A 20,830-nucleotide genomic window follows, 5' to 3' on the forward strand; every position below is an offset into this window, starting at 1 on the left:
TGCATCCCCTTGAATTCTTCCTCGAGCCACTCATTCGTTTCGAGTGAATCACAGTGAATCATCTCCTGTTCGTGAATATGAGTTTTTTGATCAGGGTGCGATGTTCCGTTTGAGTTTATGCATGATTAGGATTCACATTGAATGATATGTCGATCCGTGTGCGAACTTCCTAGAATCCATTTCCGAATCAAGACGGCGGCGAGGAAAAGGCGTGAATGCATCAGCTTGAGGGATCGACGATGACTGGATGGCGTGTGCCGGCGGAAGCCTGCATGCGAAAGGCCGATCCCTCTGGTTGATTCGTTCGCTCGACGCGCAGATGCCAGTCGTGATCGACGGTCCGGCCGGCCGGGCAACGCTCGAACCGCCCGATGCCATCCATTTACTCGGGGCGGCGCGTAACGCCAAGGTTTTTATCGATAGCCCGAACTATTGCTGCAGCGAGGTTTGCGTATCGACATTGGTCAAGCTGATTGCGTTTATCGACTGCGGAATGCGCGTGCATGACGTGGCCCGGCCTATAGCGAGCCAAGTTGTCTCATCCGTGTTTGTCGCCCGTGGGTTCACTGCGCCCGATACCGATGTGATTCAGCGAGAGTTCATCGGGCGCGTGCTGGCCGGTGATGGCATCGATGAATCCCTGTTCAATTTCCTGAGAACAGCGGAGGGTTACTGGGTCGTGAGCTTCTTGCTCGATCAGTTCGCCGCGAACAGGCGGGTCAGTGACCTGGGTGCGCAATATGGTTTGTCGAATGCGCACTTTCGGCGTCTGTGCAAGGTCGCACTCGGCGGGTCGTTGAAAGCGGAACTCAAGCGCTGGCGTGCTGCTTCGGCCGTGTTACGCATCGTCGAAAGCGAGCAGACCTTGACCGATATTGCGCTCGAGGCGGGTTTCGCGTCGTCGTCCCACCTGTCGCGCGAGATCAAGAGCCTCCTGGGTGTGCCGCCAAGTCATATCTGGCATTTCGGGCTTGGCAGGCTGGGCGGGAAGGAACGCATTGGCGAGGAGATCGGTGATGCATGTGTTTGTCGTAGTGCGTTTGCCGATTTCGTACAGAGCGATTTGAGATTGAGTTTGCGTCGATGAAGTGGCGCAAGTGGAGGGATCTATCGATTTTCCGGCGATCCGGCTATTCTGCGACGATATTTGCCGCCGGATTCGTGCTGTTTGTCCCGGATGCGCGACTCGTGCATGCGCAAACGCGTTCGCAGGTTGCGATGGATGGCATCGTGGGGAGCACGCGGAACGCTCTCGCCGAACGTGTGTCCGTCGCCACGCCCGGCAGCCAGCCGGCGAGCGAAGGTTATGTCGCGCACGATGCCGCGCTTGACCAAGTTCTCGAAGCGCTCGCGGCGGAGTTGGGCAAGCCGATCGTGCCAAGTGTGAAGGCGCGCCGCAAGAAGGTGAGCGGCGAGTTCGACTTGACGCATCCGCGCAGCGTGCTCGAGCGCGTGTGTGCGGATCTCGGGCTGGTCACGTATTTCGACGGCCACGTTATCTACGTGTATGACGTGTCTGAACTGACCAATGCCATTGGCTCGCTGCGCTCGATCAATGTCCGAACGCTGATCGACTTTCTGCGCGAATCGGGACTCTACGCGGACCGGTTTCCAATCAACGGCGATGCGCGCGCTCATACCTTCTATGTGGCCGGGCCGCCGGTTTACGTCGATGCTGTTCTTGCGGCCGCCAAACACCTCGACGGGGAGGAACGCAAGGTGACGGAAGCCGGCGAAGACGTCGTCAAGGTCATTGCCCTGAACCATACTTTTGTCCGCGATCGGACGTTCAAGCTTCGCGATCAGGAGATTCGCGCGCCTGGTATCGCGACCGTCCTGGCCGACATGCTCGGCCAGCGTGCCGGCGTGGCCGAGGTCGTGCCGAATGCGATGGAGCGCCGGGAAGAGCCTGCCTCAAACGTCTTGCCGAACGGCATGCTACCGCTGCCCCCGGTGTCGGCCAACTACGACATGCCGCGCACGGCCCCCCCGCAGGACACGCCGGGATCGCCGGCCCTGTCGGTATCGCCGGTTTCCCCGCTGTCCCCTGTGCCGCTCTCCGGTCCGACCATTCAGGTCAGTTCGCAGCCGTCGGTCCTTGCCTATCCCGATACGAATAGTTTGCTGCTCAAGGGGGGGCGGGAGGAGGTCGAGTACCTGAGCGAACTCGTCGAACAGCTCGATATCGAGAAGACGCAGATTGAGCTTTCACTGTGGATCATCGACCTCAGCTACCGCTCGCTCGAGCAACTCGGCGTTCGTTGGCAAGGCGGTATTCGAGTGAACGGGCTGGGCGCCACGTTCAATGCAGCATCGGAGCGCCTGTCCGGTGCATTGAGCACGCTCGACGGTGCACGCTTTCTCGCCACCGTGTTCGCCATGAGCGAGAAGGGGAACGCTCAGGTGGTTTCGCGACCCCTGATCCTGACGCAAGAGAATGTCCCCGCCATTTTCGACAACAACCGCACGTTCTACGCGAAGCTCATCGGCGAGCGGACCAGCAGCCTCGACAGGATTACCTATGGCACGCTCGTCAGTGTCGTTCCGCGTCTGTCGGCCGACCATGCGGAAATCGAGATGATCCTCGATATCGAGGACGGCGATACTGAGTCGTCCAACGGCAGCGACCTCGAGGTCGATGGTCTACCCGTCGTGGACCACAGCGTGATGACGTGTCCAGACTTCGTCGATCAGGTCCTGCTTGACTGAGATGCCATTGACGAGAGCTTGCAGCAAGAGCCCTTCGTTGCGCGTCAAGGCGCATTCGCGTCCGGTGAGCAGGTTTGTCAGCCGTAGCTGCTGAAGGTCGAAATGGAACGTATTGTTCCAGTTGACCATGATGGTCTCCTTAAGGCCGTGCCGATGCAGGCTGCAATCGATGGATATTCGGTCGACGTGACGACGGCTGCATGTGAGCGTGGCCTGTCAACCCTTACAAGCAGGGGGTCGGCGATACATCTCGCTTCGATGCATCGTCGTTGTGGGGGAACTGAACCAATTCGACCTTGCGTGGACGATAGGGGTTCGACGCGGAATTCGGCTTTGAGAAAACTCCGATGACCGATCGGTGCAGCACCGCACAGACGCGGAAGTGACCGTTTGCGAGAATGCAGCGCGAATCTTAAGTACCCTTAACAGGACAAACGGAGAATGTCGAGGATGAACGACCGCCGGTCAGCGGCTGCGCACTTCGCGACGATCGACGTCCTGCGAGGGCTCGCCGCACTTTTTGTCGCATGCCTGCATATACGCGAAACCACCTGGGTCGGCGAACGCGAGTTCTGGAGTACCCATCCCTCGTGGCTATCGGTCGATGCCTTGCTCGCGGTGCTCTCGGCGCCGGCCATGTTCGGCTCGTTCGGGGTCTCGGCGTTTTTCGTGATCAGTGGTTACTGCATTCACCGCGCGCATGCGGTCAAACTTTCACAAGACCGAACTTACCGTGTCGACAGCGGCCGTTTCTGGGTTCGTCGCTTGATCCGAATCTACCCGGCACTGACTGCCGCGTTGCTTATCACCCTGCTTTGCGACTCGATCAGCGGCCATCTGGTGCCAGGCTTCTACAAGCTCGGGGACCTCAGCCCCGCATCGTTCCTGATCAACCTGGCCGCTCTCGAAGGGCTGTTCTCGCAGCCCTACGGGTCGAACGGCCCGCTTTGGACGCTCGCGATCGAGATTCAACTCTATGCGGTTTATCCGCTCGTCTTCCTGTTGCGGCGCCGGCTCGGCATCCATCGCACCCTGGCGCTTGCACTTGGGCTGACGGTGTTGTCGTGGCTGGTGTTCGAGCGCCACGGCCTGTCGCTGTTCGCCTCGTACCAGTTCGCATGGGTGCTTGGCGCCTACCTCGCCGATCGCGAAACGACGGCTCCGCATGCCCCGGTCGGGCGTATCGTGGGGTGGGGCGGTGCGCTGGCGATCCTGGGTGGCTGCGCGGTGTTCGTCGCGCTTTCGCAATACCTTGCCTTCCAGATCTGGGCAGTCGGGTTTGCGATGGTACTCGCGCGCCTCGTCGAACGGCCGTTGCGCATGGGCCCGATTGCGGCGGTTTTCCGGCAGCTCGGGCATTTCAGCTATTCGCTGTATGCGATCCACCTGCCGCTTGTGGTGCTCGCGACCTGTGTGCTTTTCGACGGCCGCAAGCAGGGGAGTCTGGTGCCGGCGGTGCTGATCCTCGGCGGCGTGCTGGCCTGCGCATTCGCGTTCCACCTGCTCTTCGAGCGTCCCTTTATCGCCATCCTCGCCAGCCGGTCTGAATCGTCGAAACGCGAATCCGCGAATGGGGTGCCGGCGGCGGTTCGGCCGCTCAACGATTGATCAGGCTGAGCCGATCGGCGGATACCTCAGAGGGGTCAATCGATGCTTGCAGTCGATACTGTGATTTTGTACAGTCTCGACATCGTGAATCCAGATTCCGCCACCCTTCCCGAGCGTCCTCGCAAGATCGTTCATCTCGATTGCGACTGCTTCTACGCATCGGTCGAGATGCGCGACGACCCTTCACTGCGAGGGCGGCCATTGGCCGTGGGCGGCCGTCCCGACCAGCGTGGGGTGATCGCCACCTGCAACTACGAAGCGCGTAAATTCGGCATCCATTCGGCGATGTCTTCGGCACTCGCGTTGCGCAAGTGCCCTGGGCTCCTGATCCTGCCGTCGGCAATGGACAAATACCGGGCCGTCTCACGCGAAATCATGGCCATTTACGCGGACTACTGCCCGCTCATCGAACCCCTGTCTCTCGACGAGGCCTACCTCGACGTGAGTGCCTCGGAGCGGTGCCAGGGCAGCGCGACGCTGATCGCGGCCGAGATCCGGGCGCGCGTCGCGGCGAGCGTCGGGGTGACCGTGTCGGCCGGCGTCGCACCGAACAAGTTCATTGCCAAGATCGCGAGTGACTGGAACAAGCCCGATGGCCTGTTCGTCGTGCGGCCCCGCGAAGTCGACGCATTCGTTGCGGCTCTGCCGGTTTCGAAGCTGTTCGGGGTCGGCAAGGTCACGGCTGCGCGATTCGAATCGCTCGGGGTGCACACCTGCGCGGACCTCAGAGACTGGTCGCTGGTCGACCTGCATCGCCAGTTCGGTTCGTTCGGACCGCGTCTGTATGAACTTTGCCGCGGCATTGATCGCCGCGAGGTGGTGCCGGATCGCGAAAGAAAGTCCGTCAGCGTCGAGACCACCTACGCAACTGATCTGCCTTCTCTCGATGCCTGTATGGCGGAGCTGCCGGGACTGCTCGAGCAGCTCGAGCGACGGATCGCACACGCACAGGCGGGCAAGACCATCCGCAAGTTGTTCGTCAAGATCCGCTTTGCGGATTTCAGGCAGACGACCGTCGAATGCGTCGGGCTCGAAACACAGCCGGCGGCCTATCGCTCATTGCTCGAGAAGGGTTTCGCGCGCCGCAACAAACCGGTGCGGCTGCTGGGTGTCGGGGTGCGCACCGAGCAGAACGAGGAAGTGCAGTCGGATTTGTTTGTCGAAATCTGATCGCCTTACAATGCAGAAGCGGTCGGCACTGGGGCCGGCCGCCAATGGCCTGGAGACTCTGGATGGATTGCGTGATTCGGCATGCGGCGCTTGCGGATGGTCGCGAAGACATCGATATCGGCATCATCGACGGCCGCATCGCCGCCGTCGAACCTCGCCTGGCTGCGCAGGGCGCCAATGAGATCGATGCGGGCGGCGCGCTCGTCTCGGCACCGTTCGTCGATGCACATTTCCATATGGACGCGACCCTGTCGTATGGCTTGCCGCGAGTCAACCAGTCGGGCACGCTGCTGGAAGGGATCGCGGTGTGGAGCGAGCTCAAGCCCGACCTGACGCAGGAGGCCTTGGTTGAACGCGCGCTCCAGTACTGCGATTGGGCGGTGGGGCGCGGCCTGCTCGCGATCCGCTCCCATGTCGATGTCTGCGATCCACGGCTGCTCGCCGTCGACGCCCTGCTCGAAGTCAAGCGGCGCGTCGCGCCGTACCTCGACCTCCAGTTGGTTGCGTTTCCGCAGGACGGCCTCCTGCGCAGCGCGGGAGCCTTCGACAACCTCAAACGCGCGATCGAACGCGGCGTCGACGTCGTCGGCGGGATCCCCCACTTCGAACGCACCATGGCCGACGGTGCGGAATCGGTCCGGCTGCTATGCGAGTTTGCGGCTGACAAGGGCTTACGCGTCGACATGCACTGCGATGAGTCGGACGATCCGCTGTCACGCCATATCGAAACGCTCGCGGCCGAGACACACCGACTCGGCCTGCAAGGCCGGGTAACGGGCTCGCATCTGACGTCGATGCATTCGATGGACAACTACTACGCGAGCAAGTTGATTCCGATGATCCGCGACTCGGGCGTGGCCGCGATTTCGAATCCGCTGATCAACATCACCCTGCAGGGCCGCGCTGACACCTATCCGAAGCGGCGCGGCATGACGCGCGTGCCCGAGATGCTCGCGGCCGGTATCGATGTCGCGTTCGGACAGGATTGCGCAATGGACCCGTGGTACAGCTTCGGCTCGGGCGATATGCTCGAGGTCGCGCATATGGGGCTGCATGTCGCGCAAATGACCGGCGTTGCCGCCAGTCAGCAATGCTTCACGGCGGTTACGCAGACGCCCGCGAAGATTCTGGGCCTTGAAGGCTACGGCATCGCACCGGGGTGCCATGCGGACCTCGTGATCCTTGACGCGCGCGATCCGATCGAAGCGATCCGCCTGCGTGCGGCCCGCACGGTGGTGATGCGCCGCGGCAAGGTCATCAGCCGGGCGCCCGCGAACCGCTCGACGCTGTCCATCGAAGGAAGGCCGGCGAGCGTCGACTATCGCCTGCCCAGGCGGTGCCAGGAAGCGGGCTAATAGAACACGCGAAAAAAGAGAGTGCGCAATCAAAGCGCACAAAACAACGCGCATAAATGAAGCGTACAAAAGAAACGGCCCTCCCAACTGCGGAGGGCCGCCTCGAGCCGAACGGGGGAATGCCCCGTCAGCTCCCGCATAGGCCTTAGTGCGTGGCTTCCTCGGTCATGCCGTTGTGCCGGAGCAGTGCATCGATGCGCGGTTCCCGGCCTCGGAAAGCCTTGAACGAATCCATGGCCGGCCGGCTGCCGCCGACCTCGAGGATTTCCGCGCGGTAGCGCGCGCCCGTCGTCGCGTCGAGTACGCTGCCGTTCGCTGCGCTGGCCGCTTCCTCGAATGCCGCATACGCGTCCGCCGACAGTACTTCAGCCCACTTGTAGCTGTAGTAGCCTGCCGCGTAGCCACCCGCGAAGATATGGCTGAAGGTGTTCGGCCAACGCGAGATCGGCGCTTGTGGGATCACATGGTATTGCTCGTTGATCTCACGCGCGAGTTCGGTCACGGTCTTGACCGACGCTGCGGCGAGTGTGCCCGATGCATCGGTTGCCGCACCGCCGTCGAGTGGGTTCGCCGCAGTCGTCAGGCTTGCCGGGTCTTGCGTATGCACGCGCATGTCGAAGATCGAGAAGACGATCTGCCGCAGGGTCTGCAGGCCGCTCTGGTAATTCTTCGCGGCGACCATCTTGTCGTACAGATCGCGCGGCAGCGGTGCGCCCGTCTCGACGTGCGAGGTCATCGACGTCAACACATCCCATTCCCAGCAGAAGTTCTCCATGAACTGGGAGGGCAGTTCGACCGCATCCCACTCGACGCCGTTGATGCCCGAGACGGCGAGTTCGTCGACCGACGTGAGCATATGGTGGATGCCATGCCCGAATTCGTGGAACAGCGTGATCACTTCGTCATGGGTAAACAGTGCGGGCTTGCCGCCCACCGGCGCCGAGAAATTGCAGTTCAGATAGGCGACTGGCGTCTGCGTGGCGCCGCCGGGCAGCTTGCGGCGCGAGCGTGCATCGTCCATCCATGCGCCGCCGCGCTTGCCTTCGCGCGCATAGAGGTCGAGATAGAACTGCGCGACGAGCCGGCCATCGGGGTTCTCAACCCGGAAGAAACGCACGTCGGGATGCCAGGTCTCGGCTTCATCCGCCCGGATCGTGACGCCAAACAAGGTCTGCGCGACATTGAACAGACCCTTTAGCGCGGCCTGCTCCGGGAAGTACTGTTTGATCTCCTGCTCTGAAAACGAATAGCGCTTCTGGCGCAGCTTTTCAGACGCGAACGCGATGTCCCAGGGCTCGAGTTCCGCGATGCCGAGTTCCGTGGCCGCGAAGGCGCGCAGTTCGAGCCAGTCGTTCTCGGCATAGGTGCGTGCGCGGTGCGCGAGGTCTTCGAGGAAGGCGACGACCTGGGCCGGCGAATCGGCCATCTTGGGCGCGAGCGAAACTTCAGCGAAATTCCGGTAGCCGAGCGTTTCCGCTTCTTCACGACGCAGTTCGAGCTGCTCGCGGACCAGTTCGGTATTGTCCCATTCGGCTTTGCCGTCGCCGTACTGCTCGCCGAGCTCGGAGGCGCGCGTCACATAGGCACGGTACATCGCCTCGCGCAGCGGGCGGTGCTCAGCGTACTGCTGGACCGGGAAATACGAGGGGAAGTGCAGGGTGAACTTCCAGGCCGTCTGGCGCTTCGGATCGGCGTCACGCGCGGCGGCTTCCTGCGCCGCTTCACGGACATCGTTGGGCAGGCCGGCAAGCTCGGTCTCGCGCGTGACCCAGTACGCATAGGCGTTGGTCGCATCCAGCACATGGTCGGAAAACAGCTTGCCAAGCTCGGCCTGGCGCTCCTGCAGCGTGGCAAAGCGCGGCTTGCGATCTTCCGAGAGCTCGGCGCCCGACAGCCGGAAATCGCGCACTGCATCGTCGATGACTTTCTTGCGTGCGGGCGACAGGCGCGCATACTCGTCGCCCGATGCGATTGCCTTGTATTTTTCGTAGAGGGCGAGATTCTGGCCAACGCTCGACCAGAATTCGGTCACGCGCGGCAGGTTTTCGCCATAGACTTTGCGCAGTTCCGGCGTGTCGGCGACGCCGTTCAGATGGCCGACGACGCCCCATGCCCGCGCGAACGGCTCGGTTGCGCACTCGAGTGTCGAGACGACGTTGTCCCAGGTGGCGGGAGTATCGGGCAAGGCGGCCTTGTCGACTGCGATCTGTGCGTCGGCAAGCAGCTTGTCGACAGCAGGCGTGACGTGTTCGGGCCGGATCTGGGCAAAACGCGGCAGGTCGGAAAAATCGAGAAGCGGGTTGGCTGCGGTCATGGTCGTCCTGTGCGAAAGGTTTTGCCGGTCGGGTTGCGCGGGAAAAAGCAGCAGGCCCGACATTACTCTGGGGGCGGATGGGCGGTTCTCAATACTCGGCGCCGATCCGCCCGCTGGCCAATTGTTTATAGCGAACGCAGTGATCGTGCCAGGCAATCGATGCGAGCACCGCTGAAGCCGCTCAAGCTGCTCCGGCCGCGCGTTCCGCCGCTTCGATCGTGTTGACCAGCAGCATGGTGATGGTCATGGGTCCGACGCCTCCCGGCACGGGCGTGATCAGGCCGGCCACTTCCTTCACACCGGCGAAGTCGACATCGCCGCAAAGCTTTCCTGCCTCGTTGCGGTTCATGCCGACGTCGATCACGGTTGTACCGGGCTTGACCATGTCCGCGGTCAGCAGATTCACCTGGCCGGTCGCGGCGACCACGATATCCGCTGCCCGCGTGATCGCGCCCATATTCCGGGTCTTGCTGTTGCAGATCGTCACCGTGGCGCCCGCGTTGACGAGCAGCATCGCCATCGGCTTGCCGACGATGTTCGAGCGTCCGATCACCACTGCGTTCGCGCCCGCGAGCGGCACGTCATAAGCCTCGAACATCTTCATGATGCCGTAAGGCGTGCACGGCCGGAACAGGGGCTGGCCCGTCATCAGGGCTCCGGCATTGGCGATGTGGAAGCCATCGACATCCTTTTCGGGCGAGATCGATTCGATGACCTTGTGCGAGTCGATTTGTGGCGGCAAGGGCAACTGCACCAGAATGCCGTGGACGTTCGGATCGCGGTTGAGCGCATCGACACGCGCGAGCAGCTCGGCTTCGCTGAGATCGGCAGGGTGACGGTCGTAGACCGAATGGAAGCCGTTTTCCTCACATGCCTTGATCTTGTTGCGGACGTACACCTCGCTCGCCGGGTTGTCGCCGACGAGTACCACGGCAAGGCCGGGTTGGTGGCCGCGCGCGGTCAGTGCCGCGGCGCGCCGGGCGACATCAGTACGCAGTTGCTTGGAAAGGGCGATGCCGTCGATAAGCTGGGCTGTCATGAGCGGAGGAAGATCGTCGAGAGCCCTCGATTATAACGACCCGCGCTGGGGAAGCGCGGGCAGGGGAACGCTTGAACAGGCCGTTCCCCTGCGGATGCCGCCGGGACGGTATCTACTTCTTCGACAGCGCAAGCCGCAGCAGGTCGGCGACCGTGTTGACGTTGAGCTTTTCCATGATGTTCGCCCGGTGGGCTTCGACGGTCTTGATGCTGATGCCGAGGTCGTCGGCGATCTGCTTGTTGAGCCGGCCGGCGATGATGCGCTCGAGCACCTGGTGTTCGCGCGCGGTGAGCTTGCCCAGGCGCTCGGCGGCGGCCTTCTGCACCAGTTGCTCCCCGCTTTCCGCACGGGCCTTGTCGAGCATGCGCTCGACCAGCTTGCGCAGTTCGGCTTCGTCGAAGGGCTTTTCGATAAAGTCCATCGCACCTTTTTTCATCGTCGAGACAGCCATCGGCACGTCGCCGTGGCCGGTCACGAAGATGATCGGCAACTGGACGTTGTCGGCAATCAATCGCTCCTGCAACTCCAGCCCGCTCATGCCCTGCATCCGTACATCGAGGATCAGGCAGCCGACTCCCGGGGGAGCCGATGGGTAGGCATCGAGAAACTGCTCGGCGCTCGCATACGTCTGCACACGATAGCCATTGGCCTCGAGGAGCCAGCGTAACGAATCACGGACGGCTTCGTCATCGTCTACGACGAAAACGGTTTCGGCGGTGGTGGTCACTGGACTGCTCATAGTTCTCCCGTTGCGGTGGTGAGGATCGGTGCCTGCGTCCTGTCTCCAGACGGTGCCTCGGCGTCAACCGAAAGCGGCAGGCAGAAGTGAAACGTACAACCTATGATTCTTCCGTCGGCAGTGATGTTGTTTTCGACCCAGAGCCTGCCACGGTGCGATTCGATGATCGACCGGCAGATATTGAGCCCCATCCCCATCCCATCTGACTTGGTGCTGTAGAACGGCTCGAACAGCCGCTCCGCCGTGGCTTCGTCGACGCCCGGGCCCTGGTCGACGACACTGATCACCACCGTGTCGTTGTCGATCCGGACCAGTACGCGAATCACGGCATCGAGCGCGTCGGGCTTGTGTTCGTGCATCGCTTCAGCCGCGTTCTTCAGCAGATTCACCAGCACCTGCTCGATCAGCACCGGATCGACGTAGATGATGGGCAGGCGCGCCCGCATGTCGGTCACGATCCGGATGCGCCGCTTGCGGGTCTCGAGTTCGGCGAGGCCCACCGCATCCGCAACAATATCGTTGATCTTCGCACGCTGGCGCTTCGGCTCGCTTCTTTTTACGAATTCCCGGATACGCTTGATGATCATGCCTGCGCGGATCGCCTGCTGCGAGGTCTTCTCGAGCGCCGGCAGCAGGATTTCGGGGCTGGTCTTGCCCGCGCGCACGAGTGCCGTCGTGCCGGAGCAATAGTTGTTGATCGCCGCGAGCGGCTGGTTCAGCTCATGCGCAAGCGACGAGGCCATTTCGCCCATCGTCATCAGCCGGCTCGTGAACTGGAGCTTTTCGTCTTGCTGGCGCGCGAGTTCCTGGGCCTGCTTGCGTGTCGTGATGTCGGTCGCGATCTGCATCTGCGCGAGGTGACCGTCGACCCACTGGATGTACTGGCGGCGCACTTCGAACCACTTCTGGATGTTCGGCACATAGACTTCGCGCGCATCCGCCGTGCTTTCGGTCAGCGCGGTAGTGGGCAGGCCGGCGTAGGCGTCGATCATGTCGATCGAGTCGCTCGAGACCTGTGCGCGGTCGAAGCCGGCGCCCGCCAGCTCGAGGTGGCCATCCGAGCGGATGCCGAACAGGTGGCGGTAATAGCGGTTCGCGAACAGAAGCTCGGTTTCGTCGGCGGCGAGCACCGAGACGGCGGCATCGAGGCTTTCGAGCACGGTCGTGAAGCGCTCGTGGGCGGCGGCGAGTTCCTCGCGGGCGCGCTTCGGCTCGGTGATGTCGGTCATCGACGACATCCAGCCGGTCTGCCGGCCGCCGCTGTCGATGAGCGGGGAGACGTAGAGACGCGCGTGGAACAGCGAGCCATTCTTGCGGCGCACACGCAACTCGAAGCCCGATGAGGGCGCCTTGCCCCGCAGCGTCATGTCGAGCTGGCGCTGCATCTCCGGATAGGCATCGCGTGGCCAGTACGGGAACGGTGCGTGCTTGCCGATGAGGTCAGTCTCGTCCCATCCGGTCATCCGGCAGAACGCGGGGTTCACGTGGGTGATGCGGCCCTGCAAGTCGAGCACGCGCATGCCGATCAGCACCGAGTTTTCCATCGCGCGCCGGAAGAATGCTTCGGCATAGAGCGCCTGCTGGGCCTCGAAGCGCTGGCGGGTATGTTTCCAGAGGCTCCAGAGCGACCAAAGCACGAAGCACGAGAGGCCCGCAACCAGCCAGACCAGGGTGTTGTTCGTGAAGTTGGTCGCCTGCGGGTAGGCGTAAACACGTACCGATACGCCGTGGCCCGGCGGCTCGAGCGGCAGGTCGTAGAACGAATCGCGTGGCAGGCGGGGGCGGCTCGACGAGGTGGCGAGTTCGCGCCCGGTCGGATCGGTGATCGAGATCTTGTATTTGGCCGAGAGCTCGGTCGGCAGTTCGTGCGCGAGGATGCCCTCGATCGAGAACACCGCGGCAATCGTGCCGAGATATTCACGGTCGCGGTAGATCGGCGTCTGCAAGGTCACGTAGCCGCTGCCGAGATCGTCGTAGATCAGCGGCGAATAGACCGCGCGGCGCGCGGCGCGCGCATCGGCGAACGCGGCGCGTTCGGCGTCGCCGAGCTGGACTTCGCTCAGAGTATTGAGTCGCGAACCCAGCGCGGCGATCTCCGGACTGCTATAACGAACTTGACGGTTCGCGTCGACCCAGGTGAGGGCGATGACCTCCGGGTGGGCCTGGAGGACTTCGGTGGCCATCTGCTGGAAGTAGGGCTCGTCGTGACGGCCTGTCCCGATATCGCGCGCGAGCGCCGCCGTGTGTTCCTGCGCGCTGGTCAGCGACAGGCGGATCTGCTGCTGCGCCCACGCGACGTTGCGGTACAGCGTGTCTTCCTGTTGCTGCTGTTCGCGCCGGTTCAGGCTCCAGAGAATCAGGCTCATCACGATCAGGAAGACCACGATCGAGACAACCGGCGTGAGGAGATATGAATTGAGCCACCACGGTCCGTATTGCCAACGGGACTGCAACCCACCAGGCCGTGATCCCGGAGAGTGGCGGGGTGAAGCGAGAGACCGTCTGGTCCGCGCGATAAGCCGTTTCATAAACATGGCGGACATTGTAGCGTACCGCCCGCCCAAGCCCGAAATTAAAGGGATTGCGGCATTTTCCCGGGTTCCGTCGAAGGGGATTTTCGTATTGCAACGCACCAGTTTTTCGCATCGTGGGATGCGATCTCGTAATTTGAAAATAACGCTTGCTCAACGAATCCGGCGGTCTTTAAAATCGCTTCCGTTTGGATAGGCACGCGCGGGGCATGCGCGCCAGGTCCGTGAAACTGTCAGGCCGATCCGTTCAGAAGTTGCGATCGACTGAGCCTCTACCCAGGAGACAACGATGTCTGCCGTACCCGAGGAAGTGCTGAAATACGTCGCCGGAAGCACGAAGGACGACGATCCCCAGGAAACCGCTGAATGGCTCGAAGCACTCGACGGCGTGCTGTCGAATGTGGGTCCGGACCGCGCGCATTACCTGATCGAGAAGCAGATCGAATTCGCTCGCGTGCATGGCGAATATCTGCCGTTCTCCGCCAACACCCCCTATATCAATACGATTCCGGTCAGCAAGCAGGCCAAGCTGCCAGGCGACCAGGACATCGAACACCGGATTCGCTCGTACACCCGTTGGAATGCGATTGCGATGGTGCTGCGCGCGGGCAAGGACACCAACGTCGGCGGCCATATCGCCTCGTTCGCCTCGGCCGCGACGCTCTATGACGTCGGCTTCAACCATTTCTGGCACGCACCGTCGCCCGAACATGGTGGCGACCTCGTGTTCGTCCAGGGCCATTCTTCGCCGGGTGTCTATTCGCGCGCCTTCCTGCTCGGACGCCTGAGCGAGGAGCAACTGAACAACTTCCGCCAGGAAGTCGGCGGCAAAGGTATCTCGTCGTATCCGCACCCCTGGCTCATGCCGGACTTCTGGCAGTTCCCGACCGTGTCGATGGGCCTCGGCCCGATCATGGCGATCTACCAGGCGCGCTTCATGAAGTACATCGAAGCCCGCGGCATTGCGCAAACCAAGGGCCGCAAGGTCTGGGCCTTCCTCGGCGACGGCGAGACCGACGAGCCCGAATCGCTCGGCGCGATCGGCATGGCCGGCCGCGAACGCCTCGACAACCTCGTGTTCGTGATCAACTGCAATCTGCAGCGTCTGGACGGTCCGGTGCGCGGCAACGGCAAGATCATCCAGGAACTCGAGTCTGAATTCCGCGGCGCGGGTTGGAACGTGATCAAGGTCGTCTGGGGCAGCCGCTGGGATGCATTGTTCGCACGCGACAAGTCCGGCGTACTGATGCGTCGCATGATGGAAGTCGTCGACGGCGAATACCAGACGTACAAGTCGGAATCGGGCGCCTACGTGCGCGAGCATTTCTTCAATACGCCGGAACTCAAGGAACTCGTCGCCGACTGGTCGGACGACGATATCTGGAACCTGAACCGCGGCGGCCACGATCCGCACAAGATCTACGCGGCCTACGACGAGGCCCAGAATGCGCAGGGTTCGCCGACCGTCATTCTCGCCAAGACCATCAAGGGCTACGGGATGGGCGAGTCGGGCCAGGCGATGAACATCACCCATCAGCAAAAGAAGCTGCCGATCGATACGCTGAAGAAATTCCGCGATCAGTTCCGTCTGCCGATCACCGACGAGCAGATCGTCGACGTGCCGTACCTGAGCTTCGATGAAGGTTCGACGGAACTCGAGTACATGCGCGCCCGCCGCATGGATCTCGGTGGCTACCTGCCCGCACGCCGCCGTAAGGCGGAGTCGCTGCCGGTGCCCGCACTGTCCGCGTTCGAACCGGTGCTCAAGGGCACGGGCGCAGGCCGCGAGATCTCGACGACGATGGCCTTCGTCCGCGTGCTCAACATCCTGTTGAAGGACAAGGCACTCGGCAAGCGCATCGTGCCGATCGTGCCCGACGAGTCGCGCACCTTCGGCATGGAAGGTCTGTTCCGCCAGATCGGCATCTGGAATCAGGAAGGCCAGAAATATGTGCCTGAAGATTCCGACCAGTTGATGTTCTACAAGGAATCGACAACCGGCCAGATCCTGCAGGAAGGGATCAACGAAGCCGGCGGCATGTGCGACTGGATCGCCGCGGCCACGTCGTACTCGACGCATGGCGAGCAGATGATTCCGTTCTACATCTACTACTCGATGTTCGGCTTCCAGCGTATCGGCGACCTCGCATGGGCCGCCGGCGACATGCGTTCGCGCGGCTTCCTGCTCGGCGGCACCGCGGGCCGGACCACGCTGAACGGCGAAGGCCTGCAGCACGAGGACGGCCATTCGCACCTGTTCTCGGCCGGCATTCCGAACTGCATCAGCTACGACCCGACGTTCGCCTATGAACTCGCCGTGGTGATTCAGGACGGTCTGCGCCGCATGGTGCAGGAGCAGGAAGACGTCTATTACTACCTGACGGTGATGAACGAGAACTACGAGCATCCGGCCATGCCGGAGGGTTCGGAAGCCGATATCGTCAAGGGTATGTATTCGCTGCGCAAGGGCGCCGCGTCGAAGGGCCCGCGCGTGCAGCTGATGGGTTCGGGCACGATCCTCAATGAAGTCATTGCGGCAGCCGCGCTGCTCAAGGACGACTGGGGTGTCGAGGCCGATCTCTGGAGCTGCCCGAGCTTTACCGAGCTCGCGCGCGACGGTCAGGAAGTCGACCGCCAGAACCTGCTGAACCCGCTTGCCGAGCCGAAGGTCGCGCACGTGACGCGCTTGCTGAAGGATGCGCAAGGTCCGGTCATCGCATCGACCGACTACGTACGCGCATTCTCCGAGCAGATCCGCGCCTTCGTGCCGGGCCGCTACGTGACGCTCGGCACCGACGGCTACGGCCGCTCGGACACGCGCGAGGCGCTGCGCCACTTCTTCGAGGTGGATCGTTACTGGGTCACGGTCACCGCACTGAAGGCGCTGGCCGATGAAGGTACTATCGAACGCTCAAAGGTTGCCAAAGCGCTCGAGAAGTACAAGCTCGACCCGGCCAAACCGAACCCGATGTCCGTCTGAGCCCCTTCCGAAGAATGTCGTGCGCAGCGTGTGCGTTGTCCGCGGCGACCCGTCCGGGTCGCCGCCGACCGTCGCGATGCGCGTGACGCTGGAGACACGAACAATGAGTCAAGCGATCGAAGTCAAGGTGCCGGACATCGGCGACTACAAGGACATTCCCGTGATCGAGGTGCTGGTTGCACCGGGCGATACGGTCGAAGCCGAGCAGTCGCTGCTCACGCTGGAGTCCGACAAGGCGACCATGGATGTGCCGAGCCCGTCCGCGGGCACGGTCAAGGAAGTGAAGGTGAAGGTTGGCGATACCGTTTCGGAAGGCACGCTGATCGTGCTGCTCGAAGGCGGTGCGGCCACTGCGCCGGCAGCAAAGAAGGAAGCGGCGCCGGCCGCGCCCGCGCAGAAGCAGGAGGCCGCGCCGAAGCAGGCGGCGGCATCGGCGCCGGCACCCTCCGCGTCGAGCGCACCGGCGCCTGCGGGCAGCGGGAGCATCGAGGTAAAGGTTCCGGATATTGGCGACTACAAGGATATTCCGGTCATCGAGATCCTCGTCAAGGAAGGCGATACGGTTGAAGCCGAACAGGCGCTCCTCACACTCGAATCCGACAAGGCCACGATGGACGTGCCAAGCCCCTCGGCGGGCAAGGTCAAGTCGATCAAGGTGAAGGTCGGCGACAACGTGTCCGAAGGCACGCTGATCGTCGAACTCGAAGGCGCGGGCAGCGCCGCACCGGCGCGGGCGAAGGCTGAACCCGCACCGGCGGCGCCGGCTGCAGCACCCGCCAAGGCGCCAGCACCGGCCGCCTCGCAGCAGGGCACGTCGCTACTCGCCGAGGCGCCGGCGATTGGCGCGGGCGAGGGGAGCACGTATCCGAGCAGTCATGCGAGCCCGTCCGTGCGCAAGTTCGCGCGCGAACTGGGTGTCATCGTCTCGCGCGTCAAGGGCACGGGCCCGAAGGGGCGCATCACGCAGGCCGACGTCACTGCCTTCGTGAAGGGTGTCATGAGCGCGCCGGCCGCAAGCGGTGCACCGGTCGCAGCTGCTGGCGGCGGCACGGGCGTGGGTCTCGATCTGCTGCCCTGGCCGAAGATCGACTTCACGAAGTTCGGTCCGATCGACCCGCAGCCCCTGTCTCGGATCAAGAAGATCTCGGGCGCGAACCTGCATCGCAACTGGGTCATGATCCCGCACGTCACGAACAACGACGAGGCGGACATCACCGAGCTCGAAGCGCTGCGCGTGACGCTGAACAAGGAAAACGAAAAGTCGGGCATCAAGGTCACGATGCTCGCGTTCGTGATCAAGGCCGTGGTCGCGGCCCTGAAGAAATTCCCGACGTTCAATGCGAGCCTCGACGGCGATACGCTCGTGCTCAAGCAGTACTACCACATCGGTTTTGCCGCCGACACGCCCAATGGGCTGGTCGTGCCGGTGATCCGCGATGCGGACAAGAAGGGGCTGCTGCAGATCGCCCAGGAAATGGCCGATCTCTCGAAGCTCGCGCGCGACGGCAAGCTCAAGGGCGAGCAGATGCAGGGCGGCTGCTTCTCGATTTCCTCGCTTGGCGGTATCGGCGGCACACACTTCACGCCGATCATCAATGCACCGGAAGTCGCAATCCTCGGCCTGTCGCGCGGGGCGATGAAGCCGGTCTGGGACGGCAAGCAGTTCGTGCCGCGCCTGACGCTGCCGATGTCGCTGTCGTATGACCATCGCGTGATCGACGGCGCTTCGGCGGCGCGCTTCAACGCGTATCTCGGCGGATTGCTGGCGGACTTCCGCCGCGTGATCCTCTGATGGCTGGCGAACCCTAACGAGAAGGAAATAACCATGAGTCTCGTCGAAGTCAAAGTGCCGGATATCGGCGACTTCAAGGATGTGCCGGTCATCGAGGTCCAGGTCAAGGAAGGCGATACGGTCGAGAAGGACACGCCGCTGATCACGCTCGAATCGGACAAGGCGACCATCGAGGTGCCGAGCGATGTGGCCGGCGTGGTCACGCAAGTGGTGGTGTCGGTTGGCGACAAGGTGTCCGAAGGCACCGTGATCGTCAAGGTCGAGGCAGGTGCTGCGGCGCGGCCCGCGGAACCGGCGAAGGGCGGGGACGCAGGGGCGCAGAAGGACGCGGCGCCAGCCAAGGCGGTCCAGGCGGCTGCGGCGGCTCCTGCTCGCCCGGCGGCTTCCGCCACGGCCAGCGCATCGGCCCCGACGGCCGCGCAATTCGGCGGCAAGGCCGACATCGAGTGCGAGATGGTCGTGCTCGGTGCCGGTCCGGGCGGCTATTCGGCGGCATTCCGGTCGGCCGATTTAGGTATGAAGACGGTGCTGATCGAACGGTACGAGACGCTGGGTGGTGTCTGCCTGAACGTCGGCTGTATTCCGTCGAAAGCCCTGTTGCACGCCGCATCGATTACCAATGAAGCCGCGGCGCTCGCCTCGCACGGGATTTCGTTCGGCAAGCCCGAAATCGATCTCGACAAGCTACGTGCGTTCAAATCGGGCGTGGTCGGCAAGATGACCAACGGTCTCGCCGGCATGGCCAAGGCGCGCAAGGTGCAGGTCGTGACCGGCGTGGGGAGTTTTGTCGGTGCGAACCATATCGAGGTGGTCGCAAAGGATGGCAGCAAGCAGGTCATCAAGTTCGAGAAGGCCATCATCGCGGCCGGCTCGCAGGCGGTGAAACTGCCGTTCATGCCCGAAGACCCGCGTGTGGTCGATTCGACAGGCGCGCTCGAACTGCCCTCGATCCCGGAGAAGATGCTGGTGATCGGTGGCGGCATCATCGGCCTCGAAATGGCGACGGTCTATTCGGCGCTCGGCTCGAAGATCGACGTGGTCGAAATGCTCGATGGCCTGATGTTGGGCGCCGATCGCGATCTCGTGAAAGTCTGGGAGAAATACAACGCCAAGCGCTTCGCGAACCTGATGCTCAAGACGAAGACCACCCAGGCCGAAGCCAGGCCGGACGGCATCTATGTGAGCTTCGAGGGCGAAAAGGCTCCGGCCGAGGCGCAACGCTACGACCTCGTGCTCGTGGCGGTGGGCCGCAGCGCGAACGGCAAGCGTATCGGCGCCGAGAAGGCTGGCGTCACGGTCACCGACCGCGGCTTTATCGAAGTCGACAAGCAGATGCGTACCAATGTCCCGCACATTTTTGCGATCGGCGACCTCGTCGGCCAGCCGATGCTTGCGCACAAGGCCGTGCATGAAGCCCACGTCGCGGCGGAAGCTGCGCATGGGGAGAAGGCTTACTTCGATGCGCTGCAGATTCCGTCGGTGGCCTTCACCGATCCGGAAGTCGCGTGGGCAGGCAAGACGGAAGACCAGCTCAAGGACGAGGGTGTGGCGTACGAGAAGGCGGTGTTCCCCTGGGCGGCGTCGGGTCGTGCTGTCGCGAACGGACGTGACGAGGGCTTCACCAAGCTGATTTTCGACAAGGAAACGCATCGCGTGCTCGGCGGCGCGATCGTCGGCCTCAATGCGGGTGACCTGATCAGCGAAATCTGTCTGGCGGTCGAGATGGGCGCGGACGCCACGGATATCGGCAAGACGATCCATCCGCACCCGACGCTCGGTGAATCGATCGGGATGGCCGCCGAACTGTTCGAAGGCGTTTGCACTGACTTGCCGCCGCCGCGCAAGAAGTAAAGGTGGCAATGGCGTAACGGCCAAACAAAAAGGGCACGTCCGTGAGGACGTGCCCTTTTTTACAAGCTGGCTTCCTTGCCTGCTGGCGCAGGCTTGGAACTCAGACCTTCTCTCAGACCTTCTTTGCGGCGCGCGAAGCTTGAGCAGCCGCTTGCTGTGCAGCCTTCGTCGCAGCGGTGGTGGCCGCGTTGAAGTTGCTTTCAGCGATTTCGACAGCTTGCTTGCTTGCCTTGTGCACGGTTTCGTACGTCGTGTTCGCGGCGGTGATGGCGGACTTCAGAATCGCAACGGCGGTTTCCGAGCCTGCCGGCGCATTCTTCGCAACGTTCTCGACGAGTGCCTGCACCTTCTTGTTCTGCTCTTCGTATTGAGCTTCGGCGACCTTCGCGAATTCGGCTTGCGTGGCCGACGCGATTTCATACAGGTGACGGCCGTACGAGAGAACCTTTTCCGCAACGGGTTGGGTCAGGCCGGCTTGCAGGGTCAGCAGTTCCTGCGCGTCCTTGATACTCAACATTTGCTGCGCATTGGCCTGGCCTTCTGCGATCGATTGCTTGACGACCTGAAGGTTCAGTTCAACCAGCTTCTCCACGCCTTCGAATGCCTTGTTCGTCAGACCGAACAGGGTTTCGAGGTTGGCCTTATGGGTCGTAGCGATTTGCTCGGGGGTCAACAGATTCATGTTTGCTCCTGAAATAGACCCGACGCATCGCCCGGTCGGTTGCCGGACTATCTCAACTCT

The 20,830-nt window shown here is 62.6% G+C and carries 14 protein-coding genes; 8 read left to right on the forward strand and 6 right to left on the reverse strand.

Going from position 1 to position 20,830, the window contains the following annotated elements:
• The first annotated feature begins 295 nt into the window (after positions 1–295).
• Positions 296–1,087 carry a helix-turn-helix domain-containing protein gene (locus HV670_RS22310; protein ID WP_175107168.1) on the forward strand — a complete coding sequence of 264 codons (792 nt, stop codon included), beginning with the start codon at positions 296–298 and terminating at the stop codon, positions 1,085–1,087.
• Positions 1,084–2,709: a secretin N-terminal domain-containing protein gene (locus tag HV670_RS22315; protein WP_175107170.1), complete on the forward strand. Its 1,626-nt coding sequence runs from the start codon at positions 1,084–1,086 to the stop codon at positions 2,707–2,709. Before HV670_RS22310 ends, HV670_RS22315 begins: the two co-directional genes overlap by 4 nt.
• Here HV670_RS22315 and HV670_RS22320 read toward each other — a convergent pair.
• Positions 2,644–2,838: a hypothetical protein gene (locus HV670_RS22320; RefSeq protein ID WP_175107172.1), complete on the reverse strand. Its 195-nt coding sequence runs from the start codon at positions 2,836–2,838 to the stop codon at positions 2,644–2,646. The genes HV670_RS22315 and HV670_RS22320 overlap by 66 nt on opposite strands.
• A gap of 321 nt (positions 2,839–3,159) precedes the next feature.
• Between HV670_RS22320 and HV670_RS22325 the strand changes: the two genes are divergently transcribed.
• The 3 genes from HV670_RS22325 (at position 3,160) to HV670_RS22335 (ending at position 6,842) form a co-directional block, all read left to right on the forward strand.
• Entirely contained in the window at positions 3,160–4,317 is a 1,158-nt protein-coding gene (locus HV670_RS22325; RefSeq protein ID WP_175107174.1) for an acyltransferase family protein, read from the forward strand.
• A gap of 60 nt (positions 4,318–4,377) precedes the next feature.
• Positions 4,378–5,487 (forward strand): DNA polymerase IV, encoded by a 1,110-nt coding sequence (dinB, locus tag HV670_RS22330; protein WP_425511454.1) that lies wholly within the window; start codon positions 4,378–4,380, stop codon positions 5,485–5,487.
• 62 nt (positions 5,488–5,549) lie between these two features.
• Positions 5,550–6,842, forward strand: a complete 1,293-nt coding sequence (locus tag HV670_RS22335; RefSeq protein WP_175107177.1) for an amidohydrolase family protein — start codon at positions 5,550–5,552, stop codon at positions 6,840–6,842.
• A gap of 145 nt (positions 6,843–6,987) precedes the next feature.
• On the opposite strand, the gene HV670_RS22340 is transcribed toward HV670_RS22335, so the two are convergent.
• The 4 genes from HV670_RS22340 to fixL all read right to left on the reverse strand — a co-directional run bounded on the left by HV670_RS22340 (position 6,988) and on the right by fixL (position 13,468).
• Positions 6,988–9,156, reverse strand: coding sequence for a M3 family metallopeptidase (locus HV670_RS22340; protein WP_175107179.1), 2,169 nt, complete (start codon positions 9,154–9,156; stop codon positions 6,988–6,990).
• A gap of 181 nt (positions 9,157–9,337) precedes the next feature.
• Positions 9,338–10,195, reverse strand: coding sequence for a bifunctional methylenetetrahydrofolate dehydrogenase/methenyltetrahydrofolate cyclohydrolase FolD (gene folD / locus HV670_RS22345; protein WP_175107180.1), 858 nt, complete (start codon positions 10,193–10,195; stop codon positions 9,338–9,340).
• A gap of 112 nt (positions 10,196–10,307) precedes the next feature.
• Entirely contained in the window at positions 10,308–10,934 is a 627-nt protein-coding gene (fixJ, locus tag HV670_RS22350) for an oxygen response regulator transcription factor FixJ (RefSeq protein ID WP_175107182.1), read from the reverse strand.
• Positions 10,931–13,468: an oxygen sensor histidine kinase FixL gene (gene fixL / locus HV670_RS22355; RefSeq protein WP_217478493.1), complete on the reverse strand. Its 2,538-nt coding sequence runs from the start codon at positions 13,466–13,468 to the stop codon at positions 10,931–10,933. The genes fixJ and fixL overlap by 4 nt, the downstream gene beginning before the upstream one ends.
• Positions 13,469–13,754: 286 nt before the next feature.
• On the opposite strand from fixL, the gene aceE reads away from it, so the two are divergent.
• From aceE to lpdA, 3 genes are all read left to right on the forward strand, one after another.
• A complete protein-coding gene (aceE, locus tag HV670_RS22360) occupies positions 13,755–16,445 on the forward strand; it encodes a pyruvate dehydrogenase (acetyl-transferring), homodimeric type (protein WP_175107186.1) in 2,691 nt (896 codons plus the stop codon).
• A 103-nt stretch (positions 16,446–16,548) separates the two neighbouring features.
• A complete protein-coding gene (gene aceF, locus HV670_RS22365) occupies positions 16,549–18,237 on the forward strand; it encodes a dihydrolipoyllysine-residue acetyltransferase (RefSeq protein ID WP_175107188.1) in 1,689 nt (562 codons plus the stop codon).
• A 33-nt stretch (positions 18,238–18,270) separates the two neighbouring features.
• Positions 18,271–20,088 carry a dihydrolipoyl dehydrogenase gene (gene lpdA / locus HV670_RS22370; RefSeq protein ID WP_175107189.1) on the forward strand — a complete coding sequence of 606 codons (1,818 nt, stop codon included), beginning with the start codon at positions 18,271–18,273 and terminating at the stop codon, positions 20,086–20,088.
• A gap of 112 nt (positions 20,089–20,200) precedes the next feature.
• Here the strand turns inward: lpdA and HV670_RS22375 are convergent, their stop codons facing one another.
• Entirely contained in the window at positions 20,201–20,770 is a 570-nt protein-coding gene (locus HV670_RS22375) for a phasin family protein (RefSeq protein WP_175107191.1), read from the reverse strand.
• Positions 20,771–20,830: the final 60 nt, after the last annotated feature.

Origin of the sequence: Pararobbsia alpina (assembly GCF_902859895.1) — a bacterium.
In the GTDB taxonomy this organism is placed as follows: Bacteria; Pseudomonadota; Gammaproteobacteria; order Burkholderiales; family Burkholderiaceae; genus Pararobbsia; species Pararobbsia alpina.